Source organism: Streptomyces sp. NPDC043876, from assembly GCF_056435825.1.
Map to the genome: position 1 here is coordinate 66,494 of NZ_JBWKDV010000001.1, position 26,424 is coordinate 92,917.

The following is a 26,424-nucleotide window of genomic DNA, read 5'->3' on the forward strand; positions in this document are numbered from 1 at the left end:
TGGACACCGTTGGTCCGGCCGATCCGATCTCGGTACTGTTCGGCCATGTCCGAGTATGACGATGATCTGCGCCTCGCCCACGAGCTGGCCGACGCCGCCGACGCGGCCACGATGGCCCGCTTCCAGGCACTCGACCTCAAGGTCGAGACCAAGCCCGACATGACGCCGGTGAGCGAGGCCGACCGGGCCGCGGAGGAGCTGATCCGCGCCGGCATCGCGGCCGCGCGGCCGCACGACGCGGTCCTCGGCGAGGAGTACGGGGTCGAGGGGACGGGCCCGCGGCGCTGGGTCGTCGACCCGATCGACGGCACGAAGAACTACGTGCGCGGGGTCCCGGTGTGGGCCACGCTGATCTCCCTGATGGTGGAGGGCGCGGACGGCGCATGGCGGCCGGTGGTCGGCGTGGTGTCCGCGCCCGCGCTGGGCCGCCGCTGGTGGGCTGCCGAGGGCGGCGGGGCGTACACGGGCAGCGGCCCGGCGGACGGCACCCGGATCGGGGTCTCCCGAGTGGGCTCCCTGGCGGACGCGTCCTTCTCCTACGCCTCGCTGGGCGGCTGGGAGGAGCGCGGACTGCTGCCCGGGTTCCTGGACCTGACCCGCGCGGTGTGGCGGACCCGGGCGTACGGCGACTTCTGGCCGTACATGCTCGTGGCCGAGGGCGCCGTGGACATCTGTGCGGAGCCGGAGCTGTCCCTGTGGGACATGGCGGCGAACGCGATCGTGGTCCAGGAGGCGGGGGGCCGGTTCACCGGCCTGGACGGTGTGGACGGCGTACACGGCGGGAACGCGGCGGCGTCCAACGGCATCCTGCACGATGAGCTGCTCGGGTACTTGCGCCCGCGCGACTGAGTGCGCCCTCTTGATGACACTCCGTGTCCGTGGGAATCTGGGGCTCCTCCGCTTGTGGGTTTGTGAACCGGGCGGGGGGTCTCACCCCTAGGAGGTGGCTGTCTTCATGATGCTTGTCCGTGACGCCATGAGCACCCTGATCCTCACCCTCGGTCCCACCCACACCCTCCGGCAGGCCGCGTGCCTGATGTCCGGGCGGCACGTCGGCGCGGCCGTCGTGCTCGATCCGGAACACAGCGGCATCGGCATCCTCACCGAACGTGACATCCTCAACTCGATCGGCGCGGGGCACGACCCCGACCGCGAGATCCTCAGCGCGCACGCCACCACCGACGTGGTGTTCTGCTCGCCCGACGCCACCTTGAACGAAGCCGCCGAGGCGATGGTCCGCGGCGGCTTCCGGCATCTGATCGTGCTGGAGGACGGCGGTCCGGTGGGCATCGTGTCCGTGCGCGACATCATCCGGTGCTGGCTGCCGCAGCGGCGCACGGTCCTGCCCGCCCCGTCCCCCCTGCGCTGAGCCGCCCCCGGCCGCCGGGGGAAAGCCGACGGGCCGCAACCCCGGTGGGGGTTGCGGCCCGTCGCCTCACGACAAGCGGTCGGGTCAGCCGCGAAGGGCCTGGACCGCGGCGTCGAGCCGCTTGCCGAAGTCGCCGTCCGCCTGGCGGAAGTTGTTGATCGCACGCTCGACGATGTCGTCGCGGGAGACCTTGGCGATGAAGCCGGAGAGGTTCTCGATCAGACGGGCCTTCTCGTCCTCCGAGTACAGCCGGTAGAGGTTGCCCGCCTGGACGAAGTCGTTGTCCTCGCGGTGCACGGCGGCCGCGTGGTTGCCGGTGCCGCCGGTGAGGGAGACCGGCTGCCACAGCGGGCGGTCCGTCTGGTGCGGGCCGCCGAAGCTGTTCGGCTCGTAGTTCTTCGCGCCCGCGTGGCGGCCGTCGTACAGGTAGCCGTCGCGGGAGTGGGTGCGCGCCTCGGTGGCGTGCGGGCGGTTCACCGGCAGGTGGTCGGCGTTGATGCCGACGCGGTAGCGGTGGGCGTCGCCGTAGCCGAAGAGGCGGCCCTGGAGCATCTTGTCCGGGGACGGACCGATGCCGGGGACGAAGTGCGCCGGGGAGAAGATGGACTGCTCGACCTCGGCGAAGACGTTCTCCGGGTTGCGGTTGAGCTCCAGCTTGCCGATCTCGATCGGCGGGTAGTCCGCGTGCGGCCACACCTTGGTGAGGTCGAACGGGTTGAAGCGGTAGGTCGCCGCCTCGGCCTCGGGCATGATCTGCACCTGGACGGTCCAGCTCGGGAAGTCGCCGCGCTCGATGGCCTCGCGCAGGTCGCGCTGGTGCGAGTCGGGGTCCTCGCCGGCGAGCTTGTTGGCCTCGGCCTGGGTGAGGTTCTTGATGCCCTGGTCGGTCTTGAAGTGGTACTTGACCCAGAAGACCTCGCCGGCCTCGTTGTTCCACTGGAACGTGTGCGAGCCGAAGCCGTTCATGTGGCGGTAGGACGCCGGGATGCCGCGGTCACCGAAGAGCCAGGTCACCTGGTGGGTCGACTCGGGCGACAGGCCCCAGAAGTCCCAGACGTTGTCGGCCTCCTGCGAGCCCGTGTACGGGTCGCGCTTCTGGGTGTGGATGAAGTCCGGGAACTTGATGGCGTCCTTGATGAAGAACACCGGGGTGTTGTTGCCGACGAGGTCGTAGTTGCCCTCTTCGGTGTAGAACTTCAGCGCCCAGCCGCGGGGGTCGCGCACCGCGTCCGCGCTGCCGAGGTTGCCCGCGACGGTGGAGAAGCGCAGGAACGTCTCGGTCTGCTTGCCGACCTCGGACAGGAACTTCGCCCGGGTCCACTGGGAGACGTCGCGGGTGAGCGTGAAGGTGCCGTAGGCACCGGCGCCGCGGGCGTGCACCACGCGCTCCGGGATCCGCTCGCGGTTGAAGTGCGCGAGCTTCTCGAGCAGGAGCTGGTCCTGGACGAGGACGGGGCCGCCGACGCCCGCGGTCTCACTGTTCTGGTTGTCGGCGACCGGAGCCCCGGCCTCCGTGGTGAGCGGTCCCTGCGTCACGTGCGCCTCCTGCGTCATTCCTGCAAGTCCTGTCCTTGGCGTTTGCCGTAACCGATCCTACGATGGACTTTGTCTAAGTCAAGCAAGAATCCAAGTCCACACTGATTCGGGATCTACACCGAGTCACCGCGCTGTTAGGCTGGCTTCTATGAGTGACCTGCTGGAGAGACTTCGTGGACGCGGCTGGCGCATGACGGCCCAGCGGCGCGTCGTGGCCGAGGTGCTCGATGGTGACCACGTTCACCTGACGGCCGACGAGGTGCATTCGCGCGCCGTGGCCAAGCTCCCGGAGATCTCCCGGGCGACGGTCTACAACACGCTCGGCGAACTCGTCACCCTGGGTGAAGTCCTGGAGGTCTCGACGGACCACCGGCGCGCCAAGCGGTACGACCCCAACGCCCACCGGCCCCACCAGCACCTGGTCTGCGCCCAGTGCGGTGCGATCCGCGACGTCTTCCCGGCGGGCAACCCGCTGGCCGACCTGCCCGACAGCGAGCGCTTCGGCTTCGCCGTCTCGGACGTCGAAGTGACCTACCGCGGGATCTGCCCGAACTGCGCGGGCGCGTAGCGCGCCGGCGACGGCCGTGCCGTCACCACTGCGACGAGGAGGGCCGGGGTCGCGACCCCGGCCCTCCGCCGTACGTTCTGCGCGCACTGCCGTTCTTTGCGCACTGCGCAGCCGGAAACGACCGAAGGCCCGGATCCAGGGGATCCGGGCCTTCGATGATGCAGTAGCGGGGACAGGATTTGAACCTGCGACCTCTGGGTTATGAGCCCAGCGAGCTACCGAGCTGCTCCACCCCGCGTCGGTAAACCTGACTCTACGCGAAGGTCGACTGCGGGAGCAAATCGATGGTCCGGGCCCCGCGCGGGAGGTCAGGCCGAGAGCTCCTCGGCCAGCGCCTCCCGCAGGCGCGCCGCCCGCTCCGAGACCTCCGCCGGTCCGAGCTCCATGGCCCGCGCGCACCACTTCTGGCCCTCGGCCAGGTCGCCGTGGCGCGCGGCGAACAGCCCGAGCCGCAGCGCCGCCCGCCCGTGGCCCGCCACCGCGGCCCGGGTCCACCACAGGGCGGCCTCCGGCTCGCTGCCCTCGCGGGCCAGCAGCACCCCGAGGTTGAAGGCCCCGTTGCGGGAACCGGCCTCCGCCGCCTCCCGGTACCAGCGCGCCGCGGCCGCCGTGTCACCGCGCCCGGCGGCCAGCATGCCCACGCGGACCTGCGCCCGGCGGTGGCCCTCCTCGGCCGCCCGCTCGTACCACTCCTCGCTCTCCGACTTCGGCGCGCCGGCGACCGGTTCGCCCAGCGCCACCGGCTCGGGCGGCGGAGCCAGCGACTCCAGCAGCGCGGCCAGCCGGAACGCGGCCTCGGCGCTGCCGCCGCCCGCGGCGCAGCGCAGGTGCCGTTCGGCCGCGCGCTCCTCGCCGTCGCGCACCAGTGCGATGCCGACCTGGAGGGCCGCGTCGGTGTGACCGGCCGAGGCCGCACGCTCGTACCACTTGAGCGCCGTACGGTCGTCGTCGCGGCTGGCGAAGAGGATGCCCAGGTTGAAGGCCGCGTCCACGCTGCCCGCCTCCGCGGCCTTGGAGAACCACGGCTCGGCGCCGGCCGCGTCCCCGCCCTGGAGCAGCAGGATCGCGAGCGCGTTGGCCGCCTCGCGGTGCCCGGCGTAGGCCGCGCGGCGGTACCACTGCTCGGCCTGCGCGGTGCGGTCCTGTGCGGCGCACAGCAGGGCGAGGTTGTACGCCCCGTTCTGGTCGCCCGCGTCCATGGCGGCCCGGTACCAGCGCTCCGCGGTCTGGGTCTCTCCGCGGGCGGCGTGCAGCGCGCCCAGCGCGTTGGCGGCGTTGCCGTCGCCGTCCTGGGCGGCCCGCAGCCACCAGGTGACCGCGCTGTCCTCGTCCCCGGCGTCGCGCAGCAGGAAGCCGAGGGCGCAGGCGGCCCGCGCCTCGCCCTGCTTGGCCGAGCTGAGGTACCAGCGGCCGGCCTCCTTCAGCTCCCCGCGCGCCTCCAGCAGGGCGCCCAGGTGCAGCGCGGCGCGCCGGTGCCCGCGCGCGGCGGCCTGCCGGTACCACTGCTCGGCCTCCTGCGGCCGGCGGCGCCTCAGGTGCCGGGCGAGCCGGTAGGCGGCCTCGCGGTGGCCCTGTTCGGCGGCAGCGCGCAGCCACCGCTCGGCTCCGCCGTCGCCGCGGTGCTCCAGCAGGTCGGCGAGGCCGTAGGCGCCCAGGGCGTGGCCGGATTCCGCCGCCTGGCGCAGCCAGTACTCGGCGGCCGGCTCGTCGCCGCGCTCGCGGTAGTGCCGGCCGAGCGCGTGGGCGGCGGGTGCGGATCCGGCCACGGCGGCGACCCGCCACCAGCCGGCCGCGTCGTCCGGGTACCCGCGCTGGTGCAGCAGGACGCCGAGGTTGTTGGCGGCCGCGCGGTCGCCCGCCGCGGTGGCGCCGCGCAGGTACGGCTCGGCCCCGGCGAGGTCGCCGCGGCGCAGCAGCAGGGCCCCGAGCACGCTCATGGCGCCCGGGTCGCCCTTGTCGGCGGCGCTGCGGTGCCGTGCTTCCAGCTCGGCATCGCTCGCGGCGTCGGCCTCGGCTCCGTCGAAGACCTCGTCGGTGCGGTACGCGGGGCGTCGGTCCGCACCGGTCCGTGCGGGTTCCGCGCTCACGACAGCGGCCGGTTCACCGGCTCCTGTGCCCGTTTCGGCCTCCCCCCTCACAAACCGCCCTGTCTCCAGCAGAGTTGACCTGTCCCCCATATATCCCATCGTCGCATCACCTGCTACCCGCGTACACCTGGTATGTCGCAGCCAGTGAGGTCACTAGGAGGTCACTACAGCGCTTTGTCGACTTGCCCCCATTACGGCAAGTCAAACACGCCCGGGCCCCAACTCACCCACCTCAGCTACCTCGTGGCGTGTCCCGCGTATGCCGGGGGCACGGGTCGTCGCGACGTGGTCCCGGATCGGGCACGACGAAGGCCCGGATCCCATGGATCCGGGCCTTCGTCTTCAGTAGCGGGGACAGGATTTGAACCTGCGACCTCTGGGTTATGAGCCCAGCGAGCTACCGAGCTGCTCCACCCCGCGTCGGTGAAACCACAGTACCACGACGCGGAACGGAACCCCTCATCCTTGATCGCCGGGCGGCTAGCCGCCCGGATTCGCCGGGGTCGTCAGCTTGTTCTCGGCCTCGACCGCACGCTTGAGCGCCGCCGACAGGTCGGCCTGCGCCTTGCCGTACGCCGCCCAGTCGCCGGCCTTCATCGCCTTGTCGGCGTCGTCGAAGGCCTTCGAGGCGTCCGCGAGGGCCGCCTTGACCGTCGGGTCCTGGCTGGTGGGCGGCTTGGTGGTGCCGTCGCCCGGCGGCGGCTGGTTCGGCGTCGTCGGCGGGGTCGCCGTCTCCGCGCCGAAGACCACGCCGAGCGCCTTGTCCAGGGTGTCCTCGAAGGCCGTCTGGCCGCCGTAGGTCACCAGGACCTTGCGCAGCAGCGGGTACTTCAGCCCGGCACTGCGCACGTACACCGGCTCGACGTAGAGCATGCCGCCGTCGAGCGGCACCGCGAGCAGGTTCCCGTACTCGACCTCCGAGTCGCCGCCGCGCAGCAGCCGGATGGACTCGGCGATCTTGGGTTCGGAGTTGAACTTGCTCTGCACCTGCTTGGGGCCGTCGACGGGCTTGCTCGTCGGCATCTTCAGGATTCTGATCTTGCCGTAGTCCGCGGTGCCCGGGTCGGCGTTGACCGCCATGAAGGCGCTCAGGTTGTCCCGCTCGTTCGGCGTGAACGTCGTCGTGAGCGAGAAGACCTGGTCCTTCTCCGGCTGGTCCGGCATCTTCATCGACAGGTAGTACGGCGGGACCGCCGTGCCCTTGGTCGTCGGGTCGTCCGGGACGGCCCAGGCCTCGCTGCCGCTGAGGAAGGTCTGCGGGTCCGTGACGTGGTAGCGGGTCAGCAGCTCGCGCTGGACCTTGAAGAGGTCCTGCGGGTAGCGCAGGTGCGCCATCAGGTCCTTGGAGATCTCGCTCTTGGCCTTGACCGTCCCCGGGAACGCCTTCATCCAGGTCTTGAGGACGGGGTCCTCGGTGTCCCACTGGAACAGGCTGACCTTGCCGTCGTAGGCGTCGACGGTGGCCTTCACCGAGTTCCGGATGTAGTTGACCTGGTTCTCCTGGGCCACGACCGCGCGCTGACTGTTCGTCAGGGAGTCGGCGGTGGTGTCGCCCAGCGTGGTGCGCGAGGCGTAGGGGTAGCCGTTGGTCGTCGTGTAGGCGTCGACGATCCAGACGACCCGGCCGTTCACGACCGCCGGGTAGGGCGCGCCGTCGATGGTCAGCCAGGGCGCGACGGCCTCGACGCGCTCCTTGGGCGTGCGGTTGTACAGGATCCGCGAGCCCTTGCCGATGGCGCCGGAGTACATGATCTGCGGCTCGCTGAAGGCGAGTGCGTACGCCGCCCGGTTGACCGGGTTGTCGAGGTTGACGCCGGAGTCGCCCTGGTAGCTGGTCTCCTTCTCGCCCTTGTCGTCGGAGTAGTCCAGCTCCTTCTGCGGCCCGCCGACGATCGAGTACTGCTTCGTCTGCTCGCCGTAGTAGATGCGCTGCTCGAAGTCCGTGCCGAACATCCCCTTGGAGGGCAGGTCGGACTGGGTGAAGTCGGGAGCGCCCTGGTCACCGGCGGCCGTGCCCTTGGCCGCGACCACGCCGTAGCCGTGGGTGTACTTGAAGTGGTCGTTGATCCAGTTGTTCTTCGGGATGCCGCCGATGTTCAGCTCGCGCAGGCCGATGACCGTGTCCTGGCCCTTGTACCGGTCCACGGCGAGCGTGGACGGGAAGGCGTAGTAGCCCTTGACCTGCTGGAGCTGCTGGAAGGCCGGGGAGACGATGTTCGGGTCCAGCAGGCGGATGCTCGCCGTGGTGTCGGCCGCCTGGCGCAGCTTCGCCTTGTCGGTGCCGGCCGCGGGCACGCCCGGGTAGTCCTTGACGTCGGACCCGGCGATCCCGTAGGCGTCGCGCGTCGCCTTGATGTTCTTCTCGACGTAGGGCGACTCCTTCGCCTGCTCGTTCGGCTGGACCTGGAACTTCTGCACGATCGCCGGGTAGAGCCCGCCGATCAGGATGGCGGAGAGCACCATCAGACCGAAGCCGATCACCGGGAGCTGCCAGGTGCGGCGCCACAGCGTCGCGAAGAACAGCGCGGCGCAGATCGCGGCGATGCAGAAGAGGATGGTCTTGGCCGGCAGGTAGGCGTTGGCGTCGACGTAGCGCAGGCCGGTCCAGTTGTCCGCGGCCTTGAAGTCGCTGGACTTCACCGCGAGGCCGTACCGGTCGAGCCAGTACGCCACCGCCTTGAGCGAGACGAAGATGCCGAGCAGCACCGACAGGTGGCCGGTGGCCGCGGCGGTGGCGCGGGCGCCCGGGCTGGTGACGCGCAGGCCGCCGTACAGGTAGTGCACGAGGGCCGCCGCGATCAGCGACAGCACGGCGGCGGCGAAGCCGAAGCCGAGCAGGAAGCGGTACCAGGGCAGGTCGAAGGTGTAGAACGACACGTCCATGTGGAACTGGGGGTCCTTCTGCCCGAAGGGCACCCCGTTCACGTACATCAGCCAGGTCTTCCACTGGCCCGCCGCCGAGGCGCCCGCGATCAGCCCTACGAGCACCGCGATGCCCAGGAGCAGCCACTTCTTGAACGGCGCGACGCTCATCCGGTAGCGGTCGAGGCTCTGTTGCTCCATCGACATCGCGCTGAGCGGCGGCCGCAGCCGGTGCGCCAGCCAGATGTTGAACCCGACGGCGCCCGCCATGACCAGGCCGAAGACGGCGAAGAGGCCGATCTTGGTCCAGAGCGTGGTGGTGAAGACGGTCGAGTAGTGGACGGAACGGAACCAGAGCCAGTCCGTCCAGAAGCCCGCGAACATGATGAAGACCATGGCCAGGACGGCCAGGACGCCCAGGGTCATCAGGAGAGTGCGGGCCCGCCGGGAGGGGCGGCCGACTCTCATCCGTGGCCCCGAGGGGCCTCCGCCGCGGTCCGGCATCTGGAAAGCCAAGGTGCGCACCTCGAAAGTCGCTGTGTGTCGTGTGTAACGGAAAAGTTTTCAAAAGCAGGGGCCCCCGATGGTAGGGCCCACTCATGCAACTTACTGAGGCTTTAGTCAGTTCCCGGTATCGCACCGAAAGGAGGCAGGATGTTGCCCATGTCCAACCTTTCCCCCTCCCCCGGTACCCCGATGGCGGCCAGCCCGCTCACCCGCGCCGTGCTGGAGATCGACGAGTACGCCGCCGGCCTGGGCTGGGACCGGCCCGCCCGGCTCTTCGCCCTCGTCGACACCGCCCGCCTGCGCAAGCAGGAGCCCCGCCTCGCCCGCCAGCTCGGCCTCGACCAGGACGACGCCGGCAAGGTCCAGCTCACGCCGATCGAGCAGGACGAGCTGCCGAAGGGCATGGCCCTCGACAAGTTCCTGGGCACGGTCGCCTGGCCCGACTCGGTCGTCGGCTGCGCGCTGACGGTGGAGCGGCTGATGCTGCCGCCCTCCGCGGAGGCCGCCGTACCGTCCGACCTGACCGACAAGCAGCTGGCCAAGTGGGTCGCCGGGCACGCGGAGCGGCAGGAGGTGCGCCTGACGGTGGGCGTGCTGCGCGACGGTTCGCGCGAGTCGGCCGTACGGCTGCGCGAGAAGGACGCGGCGAGCGAGGTGCTGACCGGGGCCAGTCTGGTGCCGGGCCTGGCCGAGGCGCTGGCCGCGACCTTCTCCTGAGGGCTTCGCGGGGACGTGGCGGGGACGGGGTCAGGCGCCGCAGCGCGGCAGTCCGGCCTTGTCCCCCTTGCTGATCTTCTCCAGTGCCTGCACCGCGTCGCCGATGGTGGAGACCTTCACGAGGGTGAGGCCGTCCGGTACGTCCTTGGCCGCCGCGGCGCAGTTCTGGGCCGGGGTGAGGAAGTACCGGGCTCCGGCCTGGCGGGCGCCGATGGTCTTCATCTCGATGCCGCCGATCGGGCCGACCGTACCGGCGTCGTCGATGGTTCCCGTGCCCGCGACGAACGCGCCGCCGGTCAGGTCCTGGGGCGTCAGCTTGTCGACGATGCCGAGGGAGAACATCAGGCCCGCGCTCGGGCCGCCGACGTCGGCGAGGTTGATGTCGATGCGGAACGGGAAGGTGTGGTCGGTCCCGGCCCGGATGCCGACGAGGGCGTGACCGTCGTCCGGCGCCTTCGCGGTGGTGACCTCGACCTTCCGGGAGCCGGCCGGCTCGCGGCCGGCCTTCTTGGCTTCGGCGGCCTCGGTGGCCGCGATGACGGTGAACTCGACCTTCTCGCCGGCCGCGTGCTTGGTGACGAGTTTGGCGACGTCCCCCGGTTCCTTCACGGGGGTGCCGTCGACGGCGACGATCACGTCACCGGCGTGCAGTTTGCCCTCCGCAGGGCTGCCCTTGACCACGGTCGCGACGTTCACGCGGGCGCTGACGGGGATGCCGAGCTGCTTGAGGGCGGCCACCTTGGCGCTCTCCTGCGACTGGCTGAACTCCTCCGCGTTCTCCTGCGTGGATTCCTTGTCCGTCTTGCCGTGCGGGTAGAGGTTCTCGTGGGGCACCACGATGTTGTCGTGGGCCGCCCAGCCGTAGACCGCTTCCAGCAGGTTCATGTCGTAGTCCGCGCCGGTCACCCGGACCGTGGTCATGTTCAGGTGGCCACTGGTCGGGTAGGTCTTGCGGCCCGAGATGCTCAGGACCGGTTCGCCGCGCGAGTCACCGAGGGTGTTCACGGTCGGTCCGGGGCTCATCTCGGAATACGGCACTTTGATGAACACTCCGGCGCAGAGCAGCGCGAACAGCATGAGGGTGGACGCGAGCATCGTCGCAGTGCGGCGTGGCATGGATCGACAGTACGTGACGGCCCTGTGGGGCGGCCCGTGGGGCCGGTCCGTACGGGGCGGTGCGCGGCGGGCGCCCGGGGGCTCCCGGCGGGGAGGCGGGTCGGACGCCCGGCGGGGCACTCGCGGGACGCGTCAGACGGCGTCGGAACCGGAATGCGCCTTGGCCCTGTCGGCCTGGCCTGTGTCCATGACCTCGCGGAATCGTGCGTAGCCGGCGAGCTCGGATATGTCGCCGGATGTGCGGTCGCGGGCCGCCCAGCTTCCCCATATCGCCGCGCCGATGGCGGCGAAGAACGGAATCAGCAACCACGCCAAAGAACCCATGTGCGTGCTCCCTACCCCGAGATTGAGCTGTGTGTTGCTCCAACGCTCGTGCCCGGGGCGGAGTTACGCAAATCGAGGGCGTGTTGCGCGGCCGTTCGGGTGCGGACGGCCGCGGCTCAGCAGGCGCCGACCCACTCCTCGGTGCCGTCCGAGAAGGTCTGATGCTTCCAGATCGGCACCTCGTGCTTGAGGTCGTCGATCAGCATCCGGCAGGCCTCGAAGGCCTCGCCGCGGTGCGGGCACGAGACGGCGACCACCACGGCGAGGTCGCCGACGCGGAGGTCCCCGACGCGGTGGACGGCGGCCAGGGCGCGCACCGGGTACTTGGCCACGACGCGCTCGGCGATGCGGCGCATCTCGGCCTCGGCCGTCGGGTGGCAGGAGTAGCCGAGGGCGTCGACGTCCGCTCCGCCGTCGTGGTCGCGCACGGTGCCGACGAAGAGCGCGGTGCCGCCGGTGGCGTCGTCGCCGACGGCGCGGAAGACCTCGTCGAGCGAGAGGGGGGTGTCGCGGATCGCGAGCAGCCGGATCGGGTCCGGGGCGGCCTGCTCGCCGGGGTGGTCGAAGTGCGGAGCCATGCCCCCATCGTGCACCACCCGCCCCCGCCCCCGGAACTCCCCTTTCCACCGGCAGCGGCCCCCTCCCGTATGGAGCCTCCTACAGCCGGGGCGGCGGATCCCGGGACCCGGACGCTGCCTCCGGCGGGCCCTCAAACGCCGGGCAGGCTGAATGTGCCTGCCCCGAGGACGCGGCGCATCCGCAGCCACCTCCAGCCCTAGGCCGAGGGCGCTTCCGCGGCCAAATCCAGCCCCGCCGGCTGCGGGCCCCGGGGGCATCCGCAACCACATCCAGCCCCGCCGGCTGCAGGCTCCGGGGGCATCCGCAGCCACATCCAGCCCCGCCGGCGTTTGAGGCGCCGCCGGAGGCAACCCCCGCCGACGGACGCCTGCACCCGGGCGAGGAGGGACGCTGCCGGCCGCCCAGCCCGAGGTTGCGTCCGGCGGGCCCTCAAACGCCGGGCAGGCTGAATGTGCCTGCCCCCAGGACCCGGCGCATCCGCAGCCACACCCAGCCCCGCCGGCGTTTGAGGCGCCGCCGGAGGCAGCTGCGGCCGGCGGACGCCTGCACCCGGTCAGCGAGGAGCGAGGGGCGCCTGCACGCGGGCAGCGGGGAGCGAGGGGCGCCGCGCCCCGGCGGGCCCTTACCGGCTACAGCCCGCGGCGGCGACGCGCGGCGCGGACCACGGCCGCCGCACCCAGCAGCGCGACCGTCGCCCCGGCAGCCCCCGCAGCGGTGGCGTCCTTGCGCCCCAGCCGCCGCCCGACGACCGTGTGCCGCCCCGCCACTTCCTGCAGCAGCTCGGCCAGCACCTCCTCGTTCGTCCAGCGCGGCCGCCACCCCGCCGCGTGCAGCCGGCTGACGCTGACCACCCACGGGTGCATCGTGTACGCCAGGTCCCCGGCCGGGGACGGCGTGAGCCCGATGCGGTGCAGCCGCGCGGCGGCCCCGAGCGCGACGGCGGACGGCAGCTCCATGCGGCGGATCCCGCTCAGCTCCTCGACCTCCTCCTGCTCCAGCCAGCCCTCGCAGCCGACGGCCAGCTCGCCCTCCACCTTCTCCAGCGCCGCGTACTCCAGCGCGCTGACCAGGTCCTCCACGTGGCAGAACTGCCAGGTCGGCCGGGAGCCGGCGACCACGAGCAGCCGCGGCGACTCGAAGTAGCGGGTCAGGGCCGTGTCCGTACCGCCGACCAGCACGGCGGGCCGCACCACCGTGACGTTGAGCCCGGGGTGCGCCCGCGGCGCCCGGCGGCCGAGGCGTTCGATCTCCAGCAGGTCGCCGACGCCGGTGGCCTCGGCGGTGGCCCGCAGTTCGGAGTCCTCGGTCAGCGGGATGTCGTTGTCCGGGAGGGCGCCGTAGACCATGGCGGAGGTGCACAGCACGACCCGGTGCACCCCGGCCGCCGCGGCGGCGGTGAGGACGGTCTGGGTCCCGCGCACGTTGTACGCCGTACGGGCCGCCGGGTCCGTCTCCAGGTCCAGGTCGAGCGCGAGGTGGACCACGACGTCCGCGCCGCGCAGCTTCTCGGCGATGGCGGGGTCCCGTACGTCCAGGACGTGCCACTGCGCCTCGGCGCACTCTCCGCGCCGCTCGTCGATCGCGACGACCTGCTTGACCTCGTCCGAGGCGGCGAGCCGGGCGACCAGGGCGGCGCCGACCCCCGCCGCGGCGCCGGTCACGGCGACGACGGGGCCCCGTACCGACGGGTTTCGCGGCTGGCGAACGCCGTCGGGGCTGTCGCCGTGGTCAGGGCGGTTTTCGTCGCCGTGCGGCTCTCGAACCTGCGGATCTGGGGAACTCACCGGGCGTCTCCAGCGGTTGTCTTCAGTAGGTGCGCGTCCTGACGCGTCCCTACCAGGTGATGTCCATCCTGCCGCAGCCCAGGAGTAGGCGGAGCACCGAGCCCGGATGCGGCTGTGGTGTCTACGCTGGTGGTGTTGTCGGACCATTGCCCGTCGGCTCCCGCCGGCGGCCCTACGAGCCGAGGAAACCCGTGAGCGACACCCCATTCGGATTCGGCCTTCCGCCGGAGGAGCCGGAGGACGGCGACGAGGGCCGGAAGAAGGGCCAACCGGGCGGTCAGGGCGGCCCGGCGAATCCGTTCGGGTTCCCCGGGGCCGGACTGCCCGGAGGTCTGCCGGGCGCCGGCGGCCCCGGGGGCGCGGACAATCCCTTCGCCGCGATGTTCGGTGCGATGAACCCGAACGACCTCGGCGCCGCCTTCCAGCAGCTCGGGCAGATGCTCAGCTACGAGGGCGGTCCCGTGAACTGGGACATGGCCAAGGACATCGCCCGCCAGACCGTCGCGCAGGGCACCGCCGACGGCGTGAAGGACGCGAGCGTCGGACCGGCCGAGAAGTCGGCCGTCGAGGAGGCCGTGCGGCTGGCGGACCACTGGCTGGACTCCGTCACGTCGCTGCCGTCGGGCGCCGGTACGGCCGTGGCCTGGAGCCGCGCCGAGTGGGTCGAGGCGACCCTGCCGGTGTGGAAGGAACTGGTCGACCCGGTCGCCGAGCGCGTCGGCGCGGCGATGGGCGACGTCCTGCCCGAGGAGATGCAGGCGATGGCGGGCCCGCTGCTCGGCATGATGCGCTCCATGGGCGGCGCCATGTTCGGCCAGCAGATCGGTCAGGCCGTGGGCACCCTCGCGGGCGAGGTCGTCGGTTCCACCGACATCGGGCTGCCGCTGGGCCCGGCGGGCAAGGCCGCGCTGCTGCCGCTGAACATGGAGGCCTTCGGCAAGGACCTGGGCGTCCCCTCGGACGAGGTTCGCCTCTACCTGGCCCTGCGCGAGGCCGCCCACCAGCGGCTCTTCGCCCACGTGCCGTGGCTGCGCTCGCACCTCTTCGGCGCGGTCGAGGGGTACGCGCGCGGGATCAAGGTCGACACCTCGAAGCTGGAGGACGTGGTCGGCCAGCTCGACCCGTCGAACCCGGAGCAGCTCCAGGAAGCGCTCCAGGGCGGTATGTTCCAGCCGCAGGACACCCCGGAGCAGAAGGCCGCGCTGGCCCGGCTGGAGACGGCGCTCGCGCTCGTCGAGGGCTGGGTGGACGCGGTGGTGCACGAGGCCGCGAAGCCCCGTCTGACCTCGGCGGACGCGCTGCGCGAGACCCTGCGCCGGCGTCGCGCCTCGGGTGGTCCGGCGGAGCAGACCTTCGCGACCCTGATCGGGCTGGAGCTGCGTCCGCGGCGCCTGCGGGACGCCTCGCGGCTGTGGGCCTCGCTCACCGACGCGCGCGGCGTGGACGGGCGCGACGGGCTCTGGGAGCACCCGGACATGCTGCCGACGGCCTCCGACCTGGACGACCCGGACGGCTTCGTGCACCACGAGCAGCCGGACTTCTCCGAGATCGACAAGATGCTCGGCGAGGCCGCCGCGGGCAAGCCCGGACAGGACGCCCCTGAGCGGGACGGCCGCGAGCAGGACGGCGACGACACCAAGTGAGCCTGTACGACGACGCGGTCCTCGTCCTCAAGGGTTACGGGGACCAGAGCACCCCGGACGACCAGAGCGCGCTGCGGGAGGTGTACCTGGAGCACCTGGCCGCCCACCCGGACGGGATGTGGAAGCCGTGCGAGGCGGGGCACCTCACCGGAAGCGCGCTGGTGATCGACCCGGAGCGCGGCCGCGTGCTGCTGACCCTGCACAAGAAGCTCGGCATGTGGCTGCAGATGGGCGGTCACTGCGAGGCCGGGGACGGGACGCTCGCCGAGGTGGCGCTGCGCGAGGCCCGTGAGGAGTCCGGCATCGAGACGGGGCTGTCGCTGCTGCCGGGCGGCCCCGTGCGGCTGGACCGGCACCCCATTCCGGCGCCCTGCAACTGGCACCTCGACGTGCAGTACGCGGCGCTGGCCCCGGCCGGGGCGCAGGCGGTGATCAGCGACGAGTCCCTGGACGTGCGCTGGTTCGCGTACGACGAGGTGGCCGCTGTCGCGGACGCCTCGGTGGTGAGGCTGCTGGAGGCGGCCCGGGCGCGGCTCTGACGCCGAGGCGCGGAAGCTGCGGGGCGCGCGAGCGACGGGGGGGGCGGAAACCGGAAGGTTTCCGCCCGCCCGGGCCGTTCGTGTGCGGCGTCAGTTCCAGGCGTTGTTCTGGTTCTGCGCGTGGGCGCCCTGCTGGCCCACGCCGTACTGCGCGGCGAGGCCCTGACCCAGCTGCGCGTTCTGCGGCGGGAGCAGCTCACTGGGCTGCACCAGCGCGAAGCCCTGGCCGAGGAAGCTCAGCTCCCAGCCCTCGCCGGTGTTCCCGCGGCGCCGCCACACGCCGGTGGAGTGGGTCTGGGCCTGCATCTGCACGCGCAGCGAGGTGGACCAGGCGACGATGGCGTCCGCGTCGACGTTGACGTACTTGTCGGGCGTGATCTGCAGCATGAGCGGCTGCCCCGAGGTCATCAGGGCGACCTTGCCGCGGCCGGTGATGTTGAGCTGGTACTTGCCCGAGCCGGAGATTCCGTACTGGCTGTCCACCGCGATGGCCTCGGTGTGCAGGGTGGAGTCGAGGGCGAGGACGTAACTGCTGTCCACGGTCAGGCCGTCCTGGTCGACGTCCACGACGTGCACGTCCTGGGCGAGGTTGGCGAAGTACACCGTCCCCTGCCCGGAGCAGCGCATGAGGTCGAGGCCCTCGCCGGTGCGGGCGCGCGCGGTGCGCTGGTTGGTGCTCCGGTACTCGCCGTCGAAGTCGATCAGTCCCTGGTAGGCGACCATCGAGCCCTTGCGGGCGAGGACGTCGTCCTGCCCGGTGAGGGAGACCCGCAGCATCTGCGGGTTCTGGACGACGTACCGCTCCTGGGACTGTGCTTCGGCGTGGCCGAAAAGTGCGCTCTGCATGATGTGTCCGCTCCCCCTCAGCCCCGGGCCCGGAGCCGGTCGGTGCTGTCCTCGCTCGGCTGTACGACGACGATGCCCTGGCCGGAGAAGGCCATCTGGAAGGCCTCCCCGCTGCCGCGGCCGATCATCGACGAGGCCTTGAAGCTGCGCTTGCCCTTGACCTTGAGGTTCGGCGACCAGGCGACGAGCGCGTCCGGGTCGACGTACGTCTCGTCCTCGCCGCGGCCGCAGTCGACCACGATCGGGGTGCCGCGCGAGGTCAGGGCGACCCAGCCGGTGCCGGAGATCTGTACGTTGAACAGGCCCTGGCCGGCGAACTTGGCCAGTCCCTTGACCCGCTCGACGCCCCAGGTGAGGTGGGCGTCGAAGGCGAGCAGGTTGGTGCCGTTGACGGAGAGGGCGTCGTTGTCGAGGTTGATGACGACGACGTCCGCGCCGTAGTCGGCGAGGTAGAGCAGGCCGTCGCCGGTGCACTTCATCAGCGGCGCGCCCTCGCCCGTCAGCCACTGCGAGGCCATCTGGCGCACGGCGGGCGGGTTGGGCTCGTACTGGACGAAGCCCTCGTAGGCGACCATCGAGCCGGTGCGCGCGAAGAGGTCGTGGCCGCTCTGCATGGCGACCTTGAGCATCGCGCGCCCGTGGTTCTCCATGCGGGCGGCGACCGGGGTCGGGGCGTAGCCCGCGAGCTGCGGGTTCATGGCGTTCATTGCGTTCATGGCGGGCTCCCTCAGACCTCGTAGGGCTGGACGATGACGAAGTTTCCGGGGGCGCCCCGGAACTGGAGGTTCACGGTCTCCCCGCTGTGGCCGGGGTAGGCGTTGCGCCGGAGCCGGACCTGGCTGGAAATGACCACCTGCGCGCCCGCGGACCAGGCGACGATCGCGTTGCTGTCGACGAAGGTCGTCGGGGTGACCGGCAGGACGACGGGGGTGCCGTGCGTCTTGACGACGACGGTGCCGGAGCCCTGGAACTGCATGGTGAACAGGGCGCCGCCGGGGATGCCGTGGCCCTCGATCCGGCGCACCTCGTGCTGGAGCGATTCGTCGAAGGCGAGCACGCTCTCGGCGGAGACGCAGATTCCGTCGCCCTGCAGCTCGATGGCGTGCAGGTGCGTGCCGTTCTCGGCGAGGAAGACCTGGCCGCGGCCGCTGCAGCGCATGAGCTGCATCTCCTGACCGGTGGCGTTGCCGACGATGCGGCCGGCGAAGCCCGCACCCTTGTAGCTGAAGTCCACTTTGCCCTGGTAGAGCACCATGCTGCCCTGACGGGCGAGGACGGGCTGGCCGCCGATGCCCAGGTCGACGCGCATGAGCTGGGCGTTCTGCGGGGTCCAGCGCGCGCCGGTCGGGGCCTCCTTGTAGATCTGGAGGGCCGAGGTGAGACCGGGGGCGGCGGCCGTCTGCGCGGGCATGCCGGGCTGCTGGCCGTACGGAGCTCCGGGCGCGCCGGGCGGCGGGTAGCCGGCCGGGACCTGGCCCGGGACCTGGTGACCGTACGAGGGCTGCGGCGGCTGGCCGTAGGGACCGGCCGGGGGCGGCGGGGGCGGGTATCCGCCGGGGGCCTGGCCCGGGACCTGGTGCCCGTAGGAGGGGCTCGGCGGCGGCTGCGGCGGGTGCACGGGCTGGCCGTACGGGCCGGGGGCGGCCGGAGCGGGCGGCGCGAGCGGGCCCACCATCGTCGGCGCGGCGTGCAGGGAGGCGGCGGGCTGCTGCGGTGCGGCGTACGGAGCGGGGGCCGGGGGCGCCGGCGGCGGGGTGTGCTGCGCGGGCTGCGGCTGCTGGTACTGCGGCTGCTGCGGGGCGGCGGCCGCGGGCGCGCCCGGGGGCGCGGCGAAGGCCGGGGCCGCGAACGAGGGTGCGGCGGCGGCCTGCTGCGGGACCTGCTGCTGCGGAGCCGCAGGCTCCTCTTCGGCGACCTCACCGCCGAAGTTCTTCAGCAGCGCTTCCAGGCCGCCGTCGAAACCCTGGCCGACGGCGGCGAAGCGCCACACGTCCTTGAGGTAGAAGTCGCCCAGCATCACGGCGCGTTCGGTGCTGAACTCGGCTCCGGTGAAGGAGTAGCGGACCACTTCCTCACCGCCCGCGACGACCCGGATGTAGCCGGGGCCGACCTGCGACATCTGGCCCGCGCCGTCGATCGTCGCCGTGAAGGACAGCCGGTGGATGTTCGCCGGAACGCGGTCCAGGGTCACCCGGAAGGATTCGCTGTCGCCGGCCTGCGCGCCGAGCAGCTGAATGGACTCCTCCGGCGACTTGGGCTGGTTGAAGAAGACGAAGTAGCGGTCGTCCGACAGCCGCTCCTGTGCGTCGAGACCGAAACAGCTGATGTCGAAGGTCAGCCCGGGCCCGGCAATCTGCACACCCACGTACAGATCGGTGCCCGCGGTGAGATCACTGATCTTGGCCTTGTGGCCGCGCTGGAATTCCCTGGCCATACGAAACGACCGTCCCCCGTCCCGACGATGAATGCGTGCCCGTCAGGCTAACGGCTTCCGCCGACATCGACCCGGGTCGGTACCGAGCCGGTACACATCACGGACGCATCACGGCGCGGGCGCTCACTCCTCGCGCGCGGCCGGTACCTGGGGCAGCCGCTCGGCGGCCACCACTCCTTCGAGGTAACCGCGCGCCCGCTCGGTCCGGGGATACGCCTCCAGCAGCTGCCAGAAGCCCGGCCCGTGCCCCGGGACGAGCAGGTGGGCCAGCTCGTGCAGGAGCACGTAGTCGAGCACGTACTCCGGCATGCCCTGGAGGCGGTGGGACAGCCGGATGCTGCCCTCGGCGGGGGTGCAGGAGCCCCAACGGGTGTTCTGGTTGGTGACCCAGCGGACCGAGGTGGGGCGTGCGCGGCCGCCGAAGTACTGCTCGGACAAACGCTCGGCACGCTCGGTGAGTTCCGCGTCCCCGAGGGTCCGCTTGCTCTCCTGCGCGGCGAGCTTGTCGAGCATCACGCCCACCCAGCGCCGCTCCTCGGCCTCGGACATCCGGGCAGGGATGAGCACGACCGTCCGGTCGCCCTCGCGATAGGCGGAGACGGTCCTTCGGCGGCGCGCGCTGCGGCGGACTTCGACGGCGCGGGGCGCTGGATCGGCGGACACGGCACGACCGTACCCGGTGGCCAGGGCGGAAGTCCCGCCCGGCGGGGCTGCGGACGCGATCGGTTCGCGGTTCCGTCCCCGCCCGGCCGCCCCACGGGGCCCATCCGTTCGTCGTCTCATATGCCTGACGGGGTGCGCCTGTGGATAACTTCACACGCCGGGGGCGGGGGGCGGTCATGCTGCGAGGGCGGCGTCGTGGCCGCTGCGTGGGGAGAGTGGGAAGAGGGGGCAGGGCGATGTATCCGAAGGTGAAGCCCGCTTTGGCGCGGGCGTGGCGGGATCTGGAGACCGTGCAGTTCGGGGTGACGCCCGCGCACGCGGTGGTGTTCGGACCGTTGGACACGGCGACGGGGACCCTGCTCGACCGGCTCGACGGGACCCGGGGGATGGAGCTGCTGCGCAAGGAAGCCGCCGCCCTGGGGCTGCCGGACGGCCAGGTGGACGAGCTGGTGCGACGGCTGGCGCATGCGGGGGTGATCGATGACGCCACGGCCGGCGGGGCGCGGGCCCAGTCGTTGCTGCGGCGCCCGGAGGTGCTGGAGCGGCTGGGGCCCGACCGGGGCTCGCTCTCCCTGGTGCGCCGGGAGCCCGGGGGCGATCTGCGCGGGCTCGCGGCGCGGCGGGCGGTACGGGTCCAGGTGCGGGGCAGCGGGCGGGTGGGCGCGCTGATCGCGGCGGTGCTGGCGGGGGCGGGGGTGGGCCGGGTCGAGGTGCTGGACGGCGGGCGGGTGGAGCCGGGGGACGTCGCGCCCGGCGGGCTCGGGCCGCAGAGCGTGGGCCGGCTGCGGGCGGAGGCGGCGGGGGCGCTGGTGCGGGCGTCCGCTCCCGGTAAGGCGCCGCGGGACCAGGAGCGGGAGGGGCCCGAGCCGGCGCTGGCGCTGGTGGTGGTCGCGCCGCGGGACGGGCTCCAGGCGTGGGCCCCGGATCCGGACACCGCCGCGGACTGGGTGGCGGCGGGGATCCCGCATCTGTACGCCGGGGTGCTGGAGGGGACCGGGCTGGTGGGGCCGCTGGTGCTGCCGGGGAGCACCGGGTGCGCGGGGTGCATGGAGCGGGTGCGGGTGGAGCGGGACCGGGCGTGGGCGCGGATGCTGGTGCAGTGGCGGGGGGCTCACCGGCGCCGCGGCCCCGGTGCCTGTGACCTGGGGCTCGCCATGGCGGTGGCGGGGCTGGCCGCGGCGCACTCACTGGCCTTCCTCGACGGGGAGCTGCCCGCTTCGGCGGGGGCTCGGTGGGAGGCGGCGCTGCCCGGACTGCACTGGGAGCGGACGCGGGTGAGAGCGCATCCCGAGTGCGGGTGCGGGGCGGCGGGCGTGGGAGAGGGGGACTCCTCCGGCGCCCGAGAGGGACAGGACACAATGGCCGGGTAACCGCCGCCGCTCGCGGCACCGCTGTCTGGGAACTGGAGGGGCGCATGTCTGATCTTCCCCGGAAGGCGGTCACTCGTACCGTCAAGCTGGCCGCGCTTCCACTCGGCATAGCGGGCCGGGCCACCTGGGGGCTGGGGAAGCGGATCGGGGGCAAGTCGGCGGAGATCGTGGCGCGCGAGCTGCAGCAGCGCACCGCCGAGCAGCTCTTCCGCACCCTGGGCGAGCTGAAGGGCGGTGCGATGAAGTTCGGGCAGGCCATGTCGGTCTTCGAGGCGGCGCTGCCCGAGGAGGTCGCCGGGCCCTACCGGGCCGCGCTCACCAAGCTCCAGGAGGCCGCCCCGCCGCTGCCCGCCGCGCGGGTGCACCAGGTGCTGGCGGAGCGCCTCGGCCCGGACTGGCGGGAGCTGTTCGAGGAGTTCGAGGACAAGCCGGCGGCGGCCGCGTCGATCGGTCAGGTGCACCGGGCCGTGTGGCACGACGGGCGGCAGGTCGCGGTGAAGGTGCAGTACCCCGGGGCCGGGGAGGCGCTGCTCTCCGACCTGAAGCAGCTCGGCCGCTTCGCGGGGCTGCTGGGGCCGCTGATCCCGGGCATGGACATCAAGCCGCTGATCACGGAGTTGCGCGACCGGGTGGCGGAGGAGCTGGACTACGAGCTGGAGGCGGAGGCCCAGCGGATCCACGCGGAGGCCTTCGCGGGCGATCCCGACGTGGTCGTGCCGGACGTCGTGCACCAGGGCGACGAGGTCCTGGTGACGGAGTGGATCGAGGGGACACCGCTGTCGGAGATCATCGCCGACGGCACCCAGGAGGAGCGCGACCGCGCCGGGCAGCTGCTGGCCCGGTTCCTCTTCTCCGGTCCCGCGCGCACGGGCCTGCTGCACGCCGACCCGCACCCGGGCAACTTCCGGCTGATGGAGGGTGCCGACGGCCGGCTCCGGCTGGGGGTCCTGGACTTCGGTACGGTCGACCGGCTGCCGGGCGGGCTGCCCACGCCGGTGGGCAGGTCCCTGCGGATGACCCTGGACGACGATGCCGAGGGTGTCTACGGGCACCTGCGCGCCGAGGGCTTCGTGAAGGAGTCCATCGAGCTGGATCCGGACGCTGTGCTGGACTATCTGCTCCCGATCATCGAGCCGGCGAAGGCGGACGAGTTCACCTTCACCCGGACGTGGATGCGCAGTCAGGCGGCCCGGATCGCCGATCCGCGCTCCCCCGCGCACCAGTTGGGCCGCCAGATCAACCTTCCGCCGTCCTATCTGCTGATCCACCGGGTGACCCTGAGCACGATCGGGGTGCTGTGCCAGCTGGGCGCGACGGTGCGGTTGCGCGAAGAACTGGAGGCCTGGCTCCCGGGATTCCTGCCGGAGTCCTGATCCGGGGCGGCCCGTCCGGGGCCGCGGTCACCACCAGGAGGAGTCGAGCCGGCCTTCGATCGCGCGGATGTTGGCCCGGGCGCAGTCGTGGCAGAAGTACTGCCTGCTGCCGTTCTCCTTGGAGCAGGTCCAGGTGGGCGGGGCACCCGCGGGCGGCCGCGCGCCGCAGCGGGCGCAGATGACGGGCGGGGCCTCGGGTCCCGGGGATGCGGGGCGGGGGGTCGGCTGGTCCACCTCCCGACGATACCGCCGCCCACCCCGGGCGGCGGTCGGGACGCACCGGGGGCCGCTTCCCACGCCCCGGGGGGCCGCTCCGAACGGAGCGGCCCCCCGGGGGTCGGTCGGTGTCACTCCCGGACGTGCCGGGTGAGGTCGTCCTGGTCCGTGACGGCCGTTCAGTTCATGACGGCCATGGCCAGTGCGCGACGGGCGCGCAGCGACACGCGCTCGGCTCGCCGCTGCATGCGGCGGGCGGCGACCACGCGCAGGGCGCGGCGTTCGCCTTCCACCTCACGCATGCGGTCGGCCATATGGGCACGGGCCAGGGCTTCTGGAATGAGTTGCATCTCGCGGGTCCTGTTCTGACGCGAGGTGTTCGCGCCGGTGGTGATGAAGTCTTCGATGGCGGAGCCGGACGGCTGCTCGCTCGTGTGCTGCGGGGTCATGAGGGCCTGCTTCAGGGGATCGCGCGTCAGGGGGCGGTCGATGGTTCCGGTGGTGTTCATGCAGCGACGACCGGGTTCTTGCGCGGGCGGCCGCGCGGCCGCTTGCGGGCGACGACGACACCCTGGACGAACAGCTCGCCACCCCAGACGCCCCAGGGCTCGCGGCGCTCGACCGCTCCGGCGAGGCAGGCCTCGACCAGCGGGCAGGTGCGGCAGAGCGACTTGGCGTACTCGACGTCGGCCGGGGACTCGGCGAAGAAGACCTCCGGGTCGTAGGTGCGGCAGGCAACGGGTACGCCGAGGTTCTCGATGGCGTCGTCGAGCGCGGTGAGCGCGGTGAGGGGAGTCAAGGTGGAGTCCTCCGGGACTGCGGGCGGGGAGATCGTCTGGGTCTGCGGTACGGACGGGGCGTGCGCTTCGAGTTGCACGGTGGTTTTTTCCTCGTCTTGTTCGTCAAGTCGTTCCGGCCGGTCGGCCGGAATCGGCTGGTACCTGTTGCCAGTCCCGAGGCCCTTCGCGCTGCCGTCCCCGGTCGGGGACAAACAAAAGGGCCGCGGATCCCGGGTGGGGTTCCGCGGCCCTGAAGGCGCCGGCCTGATCATGCGATCAGACTGGATCACTCCAGGGTTCGAGCCCACGGAAGGCCCACATCAGGTGGTGCTGCGTCGTCGTCTTCTTCTGGTGTCCGGCACCGGCCGCCGCCGCAAAGCCGCCATAGGCATGCGCCTTGGCCTGGCCAGCTGCTACTGCCACCGGTGCCTGCATCGGTCGTTCATTGCGCTCACTCACCATGGAGGTGATCAGGGCGGCGGGGCTGACAGCGGCGATCGCGGACAGACCGGTACCCCGGACGGAGAGCGCAGAGGGGGCGAGAAGCAGGCAGGAGGAGGCGGCAGCCGAGCGATCGGTCAGTTTGGTGGTGGTCATCAACGTGGTCACGGGTTTCGCCTCCTCTCGGCGTCTCGGGGACCCGGCCCGAGGGCCTGTCCCATGCGTATTCGGATAAGTACAGCACGGATCCGGGGCTTCGGAGAAGCCACCGTTTCCGTTGCTAAGAACCTATGGGGCTTCGCAGGGCATGTGCAAACTATTTTTCCGACGAGTTTCTACGCGTCGTCAGCGGCACCGCTCCCGGGCTCCTCACCTGCGCAGATGGCCAGCACATCGGCTCCGTAGCGGTCGAGCTTGCGACCACCCACACCCGAGATCATCGACAGCTCGCCCGCCTCGGTCGGGACGGCCTCCGCGATCGCCATCAGCGTCTTGTCCGTGAAGACGCAGTAGGCGGGCTGGCCGAGCTCCTTCGCCTGGCCCGCGCGCCAGTCCCGCAGCCGTTCGTAGAGGCCCTCGTCCATGTCGGACGGGCAGTCCTCGCACCGCATCAGTTTCAGCTCGCCCGCCTCGGTCAGGGTCTTGCCGCAGACCCGGCACAGGACGGGCCCGCGGCGGCCCCGCTTGCGGGCCGCGCGCTCGGTGACGGCGCCCGCCGCCCGGCTCCCCGCGGCCGCGGAGCCCGGCCGCAGCCCGTTCAGGAAGCGGCTGGGCTTGCGGGAGGCCCGGCCGCCCGGAGCGCGCGAGAGGGACCAGGAGAGCGTCAGGTGCACCCGGGCCCGGGTGACGCCGACGTACAGCAGCCGGCGCTCCTCCTCCACCTGCTCGTCGGTCTTGGCGTAGGTGATCGGCATCATGCCGTCGGTGAGGCCGACCAGGAAGACCGCGTCCCACTCCAGGCCCTTGGCGGCGTGCAGCGAGGCGAGGGTGACGCCCTGGACGGTCGGTGCGTGCTGGGCGGCCATCCGCTCGTCCAGCTCGACCGCGAGGTCGGCCAGGGTGGCCCCGGGCCGGCCGCGGGCGAAGTCCTCGGCGAGCCGGACCAGCGCGGCCAGGGATTCCCACTGGTCGCGGACGGCCCCGGAGCCGGCGGGCGGCTCGGTGGTCCAGCCGTTGGAGCTGAGCACGGCGCGGACCTGGGAGGCCAGCCCGACGGCATCGTCGACCAGCGGGTCGTTCCCGCCGGAGCGCGCGGCGCCCTTGAGGGTGAGCATCGCCTTCTTGACCTCGGGGCGCTCGAAGAAGCGCTCCGCACCGCGCAGCTGGTAGGGCACGCCGGCGTCGGCCAGGGCCTGCTCGTACACCTCGGACTGGGCGTTGATGCGGTAGAGCACGGCGATCTCGCCCGCCGGGACGCCGGCGGCGATCAGGTCCCGGATCCGGCCCGCGACGCCCTCGGCCTCGGCGGGCTCGTCCGGGTACTCGGCGTAGACCGGGTCGGGGCCCGTCTCGCGCTGGGAGACCAGCTCCAGCCGGTGCTCGGCGGCCCGGCCCCGGGCCTGGTTCAGCAGGCCGTTGGCGAGGTGCACCACCTGGGGGGTGGAGCGGTAGTCGCGGACCAGCTTCACCAGGGTGGCCTGCGGGTACCGGGTGCGGAAGGAGAGCAGGTGGTCGGGGGTGGCGCCGGTGAAGGAGTAGATCGTCTGGCTGGCGTCGCCGACGACGCACAGGCTGTCGCGGTCGCCGAGCCACAGTTCCAGCAGGCGCTGCTGGAGGGGGCTGACGTCCTGGTACTCGTCGACCACGAAGTGCTGGTACTGCGTGCGGATCTGGTCGGCGATGTCGTGGCGGTCCTGCAGGATGCCGACGGTGAGCAGCAGCACGTCCTCGAAGTCGATCATCGACCGGTCGCGCTTGAGCTGTTCGTACGTGCCGTAGATCTGTGCGATTTCGGCCATGTCCCGGGGGGCCTCGCGGCCCGTCTTGAGGGCGGCCGCGGGATAGTCGGCGGGGACGGTCTGGGTGACCTTCGCCCACTCGATCTCACCGGTGACATCGCGCAGCTCATTGCGGTCGAGCCGGATCCGGCAGCGCGCCCCGGCCTCGGCCACCAGCTGGATCTTGCGTTCGACCAGGCGCGGAACCTCGCCGCCGATGGCTTTCGGCCAGAAGTACTGGAGCTGGCGCAGGGCGGCGGAGTGGAAGGTGCGCGCCTGCACGCCGCCCGCGCCGAGGGTGCGCAGCCGCCCGCGCATCTCGCCCGCGGCGCGGTTGGTGAAGGTGACGGCCAGCACGCTCGCCGGCATCAGCTGGCCGGAACGCACCCCGTAGGCGATGCGGTGGGTGATGGCCCGCGTCTTGCCCGTGCCGGCGCCCGCCAGGACGCACACCGGCCCCTTGAGGGTCGTGGCGACCTCGCGCTGCTCCGGGTCCAGGCCCAGGAGCACCGCGTCGGCCGACTCCGGGTCGGCCGGGAAGGATGAGGAGTGCGTTGCTGCTGTCACCCCGCCATGCTGCCAGGTCCGCCGGGCCGGACGGGAAACCTGTCCACAGGCGGTGGGCACCGGTCGTACGAATGCGCCGCGCCACCTGGGGGCACCTGCCGGGAATGGGCGGGCGCCCTCGTACGTTCGAGTACTCGGACGTTCCGAGGCCTCCCGCCCCGACCCCC

24 protein-coding genes and 2 tRNA genes are annotated in these 26,424 nt (G+C 72.1%); 8 read left to right on the plus strand and 18 right to left on the minus strand.

What is annotated here, in order from left to right; translation table 11 throughout:
* Positions 1-45 precede the first annotated feature (45 nt).
* Together hisN and AC0693_RS00310 are read left to right on the plus strand one after the other, a co-directional pair.
* Positions 46-849 carry a histidinol-phosphatase gene (gene hisN / locus AC0693_RS00305; protein WP_356413990.1) on the plus strand — a complete coding sequence of 268 codons (804 nt, stop codon included), beginning with the start codon at positions 46-48 and terminating at the stop codon, positions 847-849.
* A gap of 109 nt (positions 850-958) precedes the next feature.
* Positions 959-1,369 carry a CBS domain-containing protein gene (locus tag AC0693_RS00310; RefSeq protein ID WP_356414056.1) on the plus strand — a complete coding sequence of 137 codons (411 nt, stop codon included), beginning with the start codon at positions 959-961 and terminating at the stop codon, positions 1,367-1,369.
* An 84-nt stretch (positions 1,370-1,453) separates the two neighbouring features.
* On the opposite strand, the gene AC0693_RS00315 is transcribed toward AC0693_RS00310, so the two are convergent.
* Positions 1,454-2,923 (minus strand): catalase, encoded by a 1,470-nt coding sequence (locus AC0693_RS00315; RefSeq protein ID WP_469337290.1) that lies wholly within the window; start codon positions 2,921-2,923, stop codon positions 1,454-1,456.
* A 130-nt stretch (positions 2,924-3,053) separates the two neighbouring features.
* Between AC0693_RS00315 and AC0693_RS00320 the strand changes: the two genes are divergently transcribed.
* Positions 3,054-3,473 (plus strand): Fur family transcriptional regulator, encoded by a 420-nt coding sequence (locus tag AC0693_RS00320; RefSeq protein ID WP_356413995.1) that lies wholly within the window; start codon positions 3,054-3,056, stop codon positions 3,471-3,473.
* Positions 3,474-3,637: 164 nt separating this feature from the next.
* On the opposite strand, the gene AC0693_RS00325 is transcribed toward AC0693_RS00320, so the two are convergent.
* From AC0693_RS00325 to AC0693_RS00340, 4 genes are all read right to left on the minus strand, one after another.
* A tRNA-Met gene (locus AC0693_RS00325) sits at positions 3,638-3,711 on the minus strand.
* Positions 3,712-3,781: 70 nt separating this feature from the next.
* Entirely contained in the window at positions 3,782-5,650 is a 1,869-nt protein-coding gene (locus AC0693_RS00330) for a tetratricopeptide repeat protein (protein WP_468472025.1), read from the minus strand.
* A 256-nt stretch (positions 5,651-5,906) separates the two neighbouring features.
* A tRNA-Met gene (locus AC0693_RS00335) sits at positions 5,907-5,980 on the minus strand.
* A 60-nt stretch (positions 5,981-6,040) separates the two neighbouring features.
* Positions 6,041-8,926, minus strand: a complete 2,886-nt coding sequence (locus AC0693_RS00340; protein WP_469319066.1) for a UPF0182 family membrane protein — start codon at positions 8,924-8,926, stop codon at positions 6,041-6,043.
* Between the two features lie 150 nt (positions 8,927-9,076).
* On the opposite strand from AC0693_RS00340, the gene AC0693_RS00345 reads away from it, so the two are divergent.
* Complete coding sequence (locus AC0693_RS00345; protein WP_469337288.1) at positions 9,077-9,646, plus strand: PPA1309 family protein; 570 nt, start codon at positions 9,077-9,079, stop codon at positions 9,644-9,646.
* Positions 9,647-9,676: 30 nt separating this feature from the next.
* On the opposite strand, the gene AC0693_RS00350 is transcribed toward AC0693_RS00345, so the two are convergent.
* The 4 genes from AC0693_RS00350 to AC0693_RS00365 all read right to left on the minus strand — a co-directional run bounded on the left by AC0693_RS00350 (position 9,677) and on the right by AC0693_RS00365 (position 13,449).
* Entirely contained in the window at positions 9,677-10,762 is a 1,086-nt protein-coding gene (locus tag AC0693_RS00350) for a YlbL family protein (protein WP_468472029.1), read from the minus strand.
* A gap of 132 nt (positions 10,763-10,894) precedes the next feature.
* Positions 10,895-11,086, minus strand: coding sequence for a hypothetical protein (locus tag AC0693_RS00355; RefSeq protein ID WP_356414006.1), 192 nt, complete (start codon positions 11,084-11,086; stop codon positions 10,895-10,897).
* A gap of 116 nt (positions 11,087-11,202) precedes the next feature.
* Positions 11,203-11,664: a molybdenum cofactor biosynthesis protein MoaE gene (locus AC0693_RS00360; RefSeq protein ID WP_356414009.1), complete on the minus strand. Its 462-nt coding sequence runs from the start codon at positions 11,662-11,664 to the stop codon at positions 11,203-11,205.
* Between the two features lie 630 nt (positions 11,665-12,294).
* Positions 12,295-13,449 carry an SDR family oxidoreductase gene (locus tag AC0693_RS00365; RefSeq protein ID WP_478736852.1) on the minus strand — a complete coding sequence of 385 codons (1,155 nt, stop codon included), beginning with the start codon at positions 13,447-13,449 and terminating at the stop codon, positions 12,295-12,297.
* 191 nt (positions 13,450-13,640) lie between these two features.
* Between AC0693_RS00365 and AC0693_RS00370 the strand changes: the two genes are divergently transcribed.
* Positions 13,641-15,092 (plus strand): zinc-dependent metalloprotease, encoded by a 1,452-nt coding sequence (locus AC0693_RS00370; RefSeq protein WP_356414014.1) that lies wholly within the window; start codon positions 13,641-13,643, stop codon positions 15,090-15,092.
* Entirely contained in the window at positions 15,089-15,631 is a 543-nt protein-coding gene (locus AC0693_RS00375) for an NUDIX hydrolase (protein WP_478800668.1), read from the plus strand. Before AC0693_RS00370 ends, AC0693_RS00375 begins: the two co-directional genes overlap by 4 nt.
* Positions 15,632-15,721: 90 nt before the next feature.
* On the opposite strand, the gene AC0693_RS00380 is transcribed toward AC0693_RS00375, so the two are convergent.
* The 4 genes from AC0693_RS00380 to AC0693_RS00395 all read right to left on the minus strand — a co-directional run bounded on the left by AC0693_RS00380 (position 15,722) and on the right by AC0693_RS00395 (position 19,694).
* Positions 15,722-16,477, minus strand: coding sequence for an AIM24 family protein (locus AC0693_RS00380; protein ID WP_468462854.1), 756 nt, complete (start codon positions 16,475-16,477; stop codon positions 15,722-15,724).
* Positions 16,478-16,494: 17 nt separating this feature from the next.
* Positions 16,495-17,175 carry an AIM24 family protein gene (locus tag AC0693_RS00385; protein ID WP_478737228.1) on the minus strand — a complete coding sequence of 227 codons (681 nt, stop codon included), beginning with the start codon at positions 17,173-17,175 and terminating at the stop codon, positions 16,495-16,497.
* 29 nt (positions 17,176-17,204) lie between these two features.
* Positions 17,205-18,911 (minus strand): TerD family protein, encoded by a 1,707-nt coding sequence (locus AC0693_RS00390; RefSeq protein WP_478736848.1) that lies wholly within the window; start codon positions 18,909-18,911, stop codon positions 17,205-17,207.
* 123 nt (positions 18,912-19,034) lie between these two features.
* Complete coding sequence (locus tag AC0693_RS00395; protein WP_478736846.1) at positions 19,035-19,694, minus strand: M48 metallopeptidase family protein; 660 nt, start codon at positions 19,692-19,694, stop codon at positions 19,035-19,037.
* A 116-nt stretch (positions 19,695-19,810) separates the two neighbouring features.
* Here AC0693_RS00395 and AC0693_RS00400 point away from each other — a divergent pair, with 116 nt between their 5' ends.
* Both AC0693_RS00400 and AC0693_RS00405 read left to right on the plus strand, forming a co-directional pair.
* Positions 19,811-20,944: a ThiF family adenylyltransferase gene (locus tag AC0693_RS00400; protein ID WP_356414026.1), complete on the plus strand. Its 1,134-nt coding sequence runs from the start codon at positions 19,811-19,813 to the stop codon at positions 20,942-20,944.
* A 44-nt stretch (positions 20,945-20,988) separates the two neighbouring features.
* Complete coding sequence (locus AC0693_RS00405; protein WP_478800669.1) at positions 20,989-22,317, plus strand: ABC1 kinase family protein; 1,329 nt, start codon at positions 20,989-20,991, stop codon at positions 22,315-22,317.
* Between the two features lie 27 nt (positions 22,318-22,344).
* On the opposite strand, the gene AC0693_RS00410 is transcribed toward AC0693_RS00405, so the two are convergent.
* The 5 genes from AC0693_RS00410 to AC0693_RS00430 all read right to left on the minus strand — a co-directional run bounded on the left by AC0693_RS00410 (position 22,345) and on the right by AC0693_RS00430 (position 26,257).
* Positions 22,345-22,551, minus strand: coding sequence for a hypothetical protein (locus AC0693_RS00410; RefSeq protein WP_356414032.1), 207 nt, complete (start codon positions 22,549-22,551; stop codon positions 22,345-22,347).
* 161 nt (positions 22,552-22,712) lie between these two features.
* The gene (locus AC0693_RS00415) at positions 22,713-23,042 is read right to left on the minus strand and encodes a hypothetical protein (protein WP_356414034.1); all 330 of its coding nucleotides are present in this window, start codon (positions 23,040-23,042) and stop codon (positions 22,713-22,715) included.
* On the minus strand, positions 23,039-23,410 hold the full coding sequence (locus AC0693_RS00420) for a WhiB family transcriptional regulator (RefSeq protein ID WP_330332501.1): 372 nt from the start codon (positions 23,408-23,410) through the stop codon (positions 23,039-23,041). Before AC0693_RS00420 ends, AC0693_RS00415 begins: the two co-directional genes overlap by 4 nt.
* 178 nt (positions 23,411-23,588) lie before the next feature.
* Positions 23,589-23,921, minus strand: a complete 333-nt coding sequence (locus AC0693_RS00425) for a hypothetical protein (protein WP_478800670.1) — start codon at positions 23,919-23,921, stop codon at positions 23,589-23,591.
* Between the two features lie 167 nt (positions 23,922-24,088).
* The gene (locus AC0693_RS00430; RefSeq protein ID WP_469319056.1) at positions 24,089-26,257 is read right to left on the minus strand and encodes an ATP-dependent DNA helicase UvrD2; all 2,169 of its coding nucleotides are present in this window, start codon (positions 26,255-26,257) and stop codon (positions 24,089-24,091) included.
* Positions 26,258-26,424: the final 167 nt, after the last annotated feature.

Bases quoted from the DNA above. Each gene is read 5' to 3' on its own strand.
- hisN (WP_356413990.1), top strand. From the start codon at position 46: ATGTCCGAGTATGACGATGATCTGCGCCTCGCCCACGAGCTGGCCGAC.
- AC0693_RS00310 (WP_356414056.1), top strand. From the start codon at position 959: ATGCTTGTCCGTGACGCCATGAGCACCCTGATCCTCACCCTCGGTCCC.
- AC0693_RS00315 (WP_469337290.1), bottom strand. From the start codon at position 2,923: ATGACGCAGGAGGCGCACGTGACGCAGGGACCGCTCACCACGGAGGCC.
- AC0693_RS00320 (WP_356413995.1), top strand. From the start codon at position 3,054: ATGAGTGACCTGCTGGAGAGACTTCGTGGACGCGGCTGGCGCATGACG.
- AC0693_RS00330 (WP_468472025.1), bottom strand. From the start codon at position 5,650: ATGGGGGACAGGTCAACTCTGCTGGAGACAGGGCGGTTTGTGAGGGGG.
- AC0693_RS00340 (WP_469319066.1), bottom strand. From the start codon at position 8,926: ATGCCGGACCGCGGCGGAGGCCCCTCGGGGCCACGGATGAGAGTCGGC.
- AC0693_RS00345 (WP_469337288.1), top strand. From the start codon at position 9,077: ATGTTGCCCATGTCCAACCTTTCCCCCTCCCCCGGTACCCCGATGGCG.
- AC0693_RS00350 (WP_468472029.1), bottom strand. From the start codon at position 10,762: ATGCCACGCCGCACTGCGACGATGCTCGCGTCCACCCTCATGCTGTTC.
- AC0693_RS00355 (WP_356414006.1), bottom strand. From the start codon at position 11,086: ATGGGTTCTTTGGCGTGGTTGCTGATTCCGTTCTTCGCCGCCATCGGC.
- AC0693_RS00360 (WP_356414009.1), bottom strand. From the start codon at position 11,664: ATGGCTCCGCACTTCGACCACCCCGGCGAGCAGGCCGCCCCGGACCCG.
- AC0693_RS00380 (WP_468462854.1), bottom strand. From the start codon at position 16,477: ATGCAGAGCGCACTTTTCGGCCACGCCGAAGCACAGTCCCAGGAGCGG.
- AC0693_RS00385 (WP_478737228.1), bottom strand. From the start codon at position 17,175: ATGAACCCGCAGCTCGCGGGCTACGCCCCGACCCCGGTCGCCGCCCGC.
- AC0693_RS00390 (WP_478736848.1), bottom strand. From the start codon at position 18,911: ATGGCCAGGGAATTCCAGCGCGGCCACAAGGCCAAGATCAGTGATCTC.
- AC0693_RS00395 (WP_478736846.1), bottom strand. From the start codon at position 19,694: ATGAGACGACGAACGGATGGGCCCCGTGGGGCGGCCGGGCGGGGACGG.
- AC0693_RS00400 (WP_356414026.1), top strand. From the start codon at position 19,811: ATGTATCCGAAGGTGAAGCCCGCTTTGGCGCGGGCGTGGCGGGATCTG.
- AC0693_RS00405 (WP_478800669.1), top strand. From the start codon at position 20,989: ATGTCTGATCTTCCCCGGAAGGCGGTCACTCGTACCGTCAAGCTGGCC.
- AC0693_RS00415 (WP_356414034.1), bottom strand. From the start codon at position 23,042: ATGAACACCACCGGAACCATCGACCGCCCCCTGACGCGCGATCCCCTG.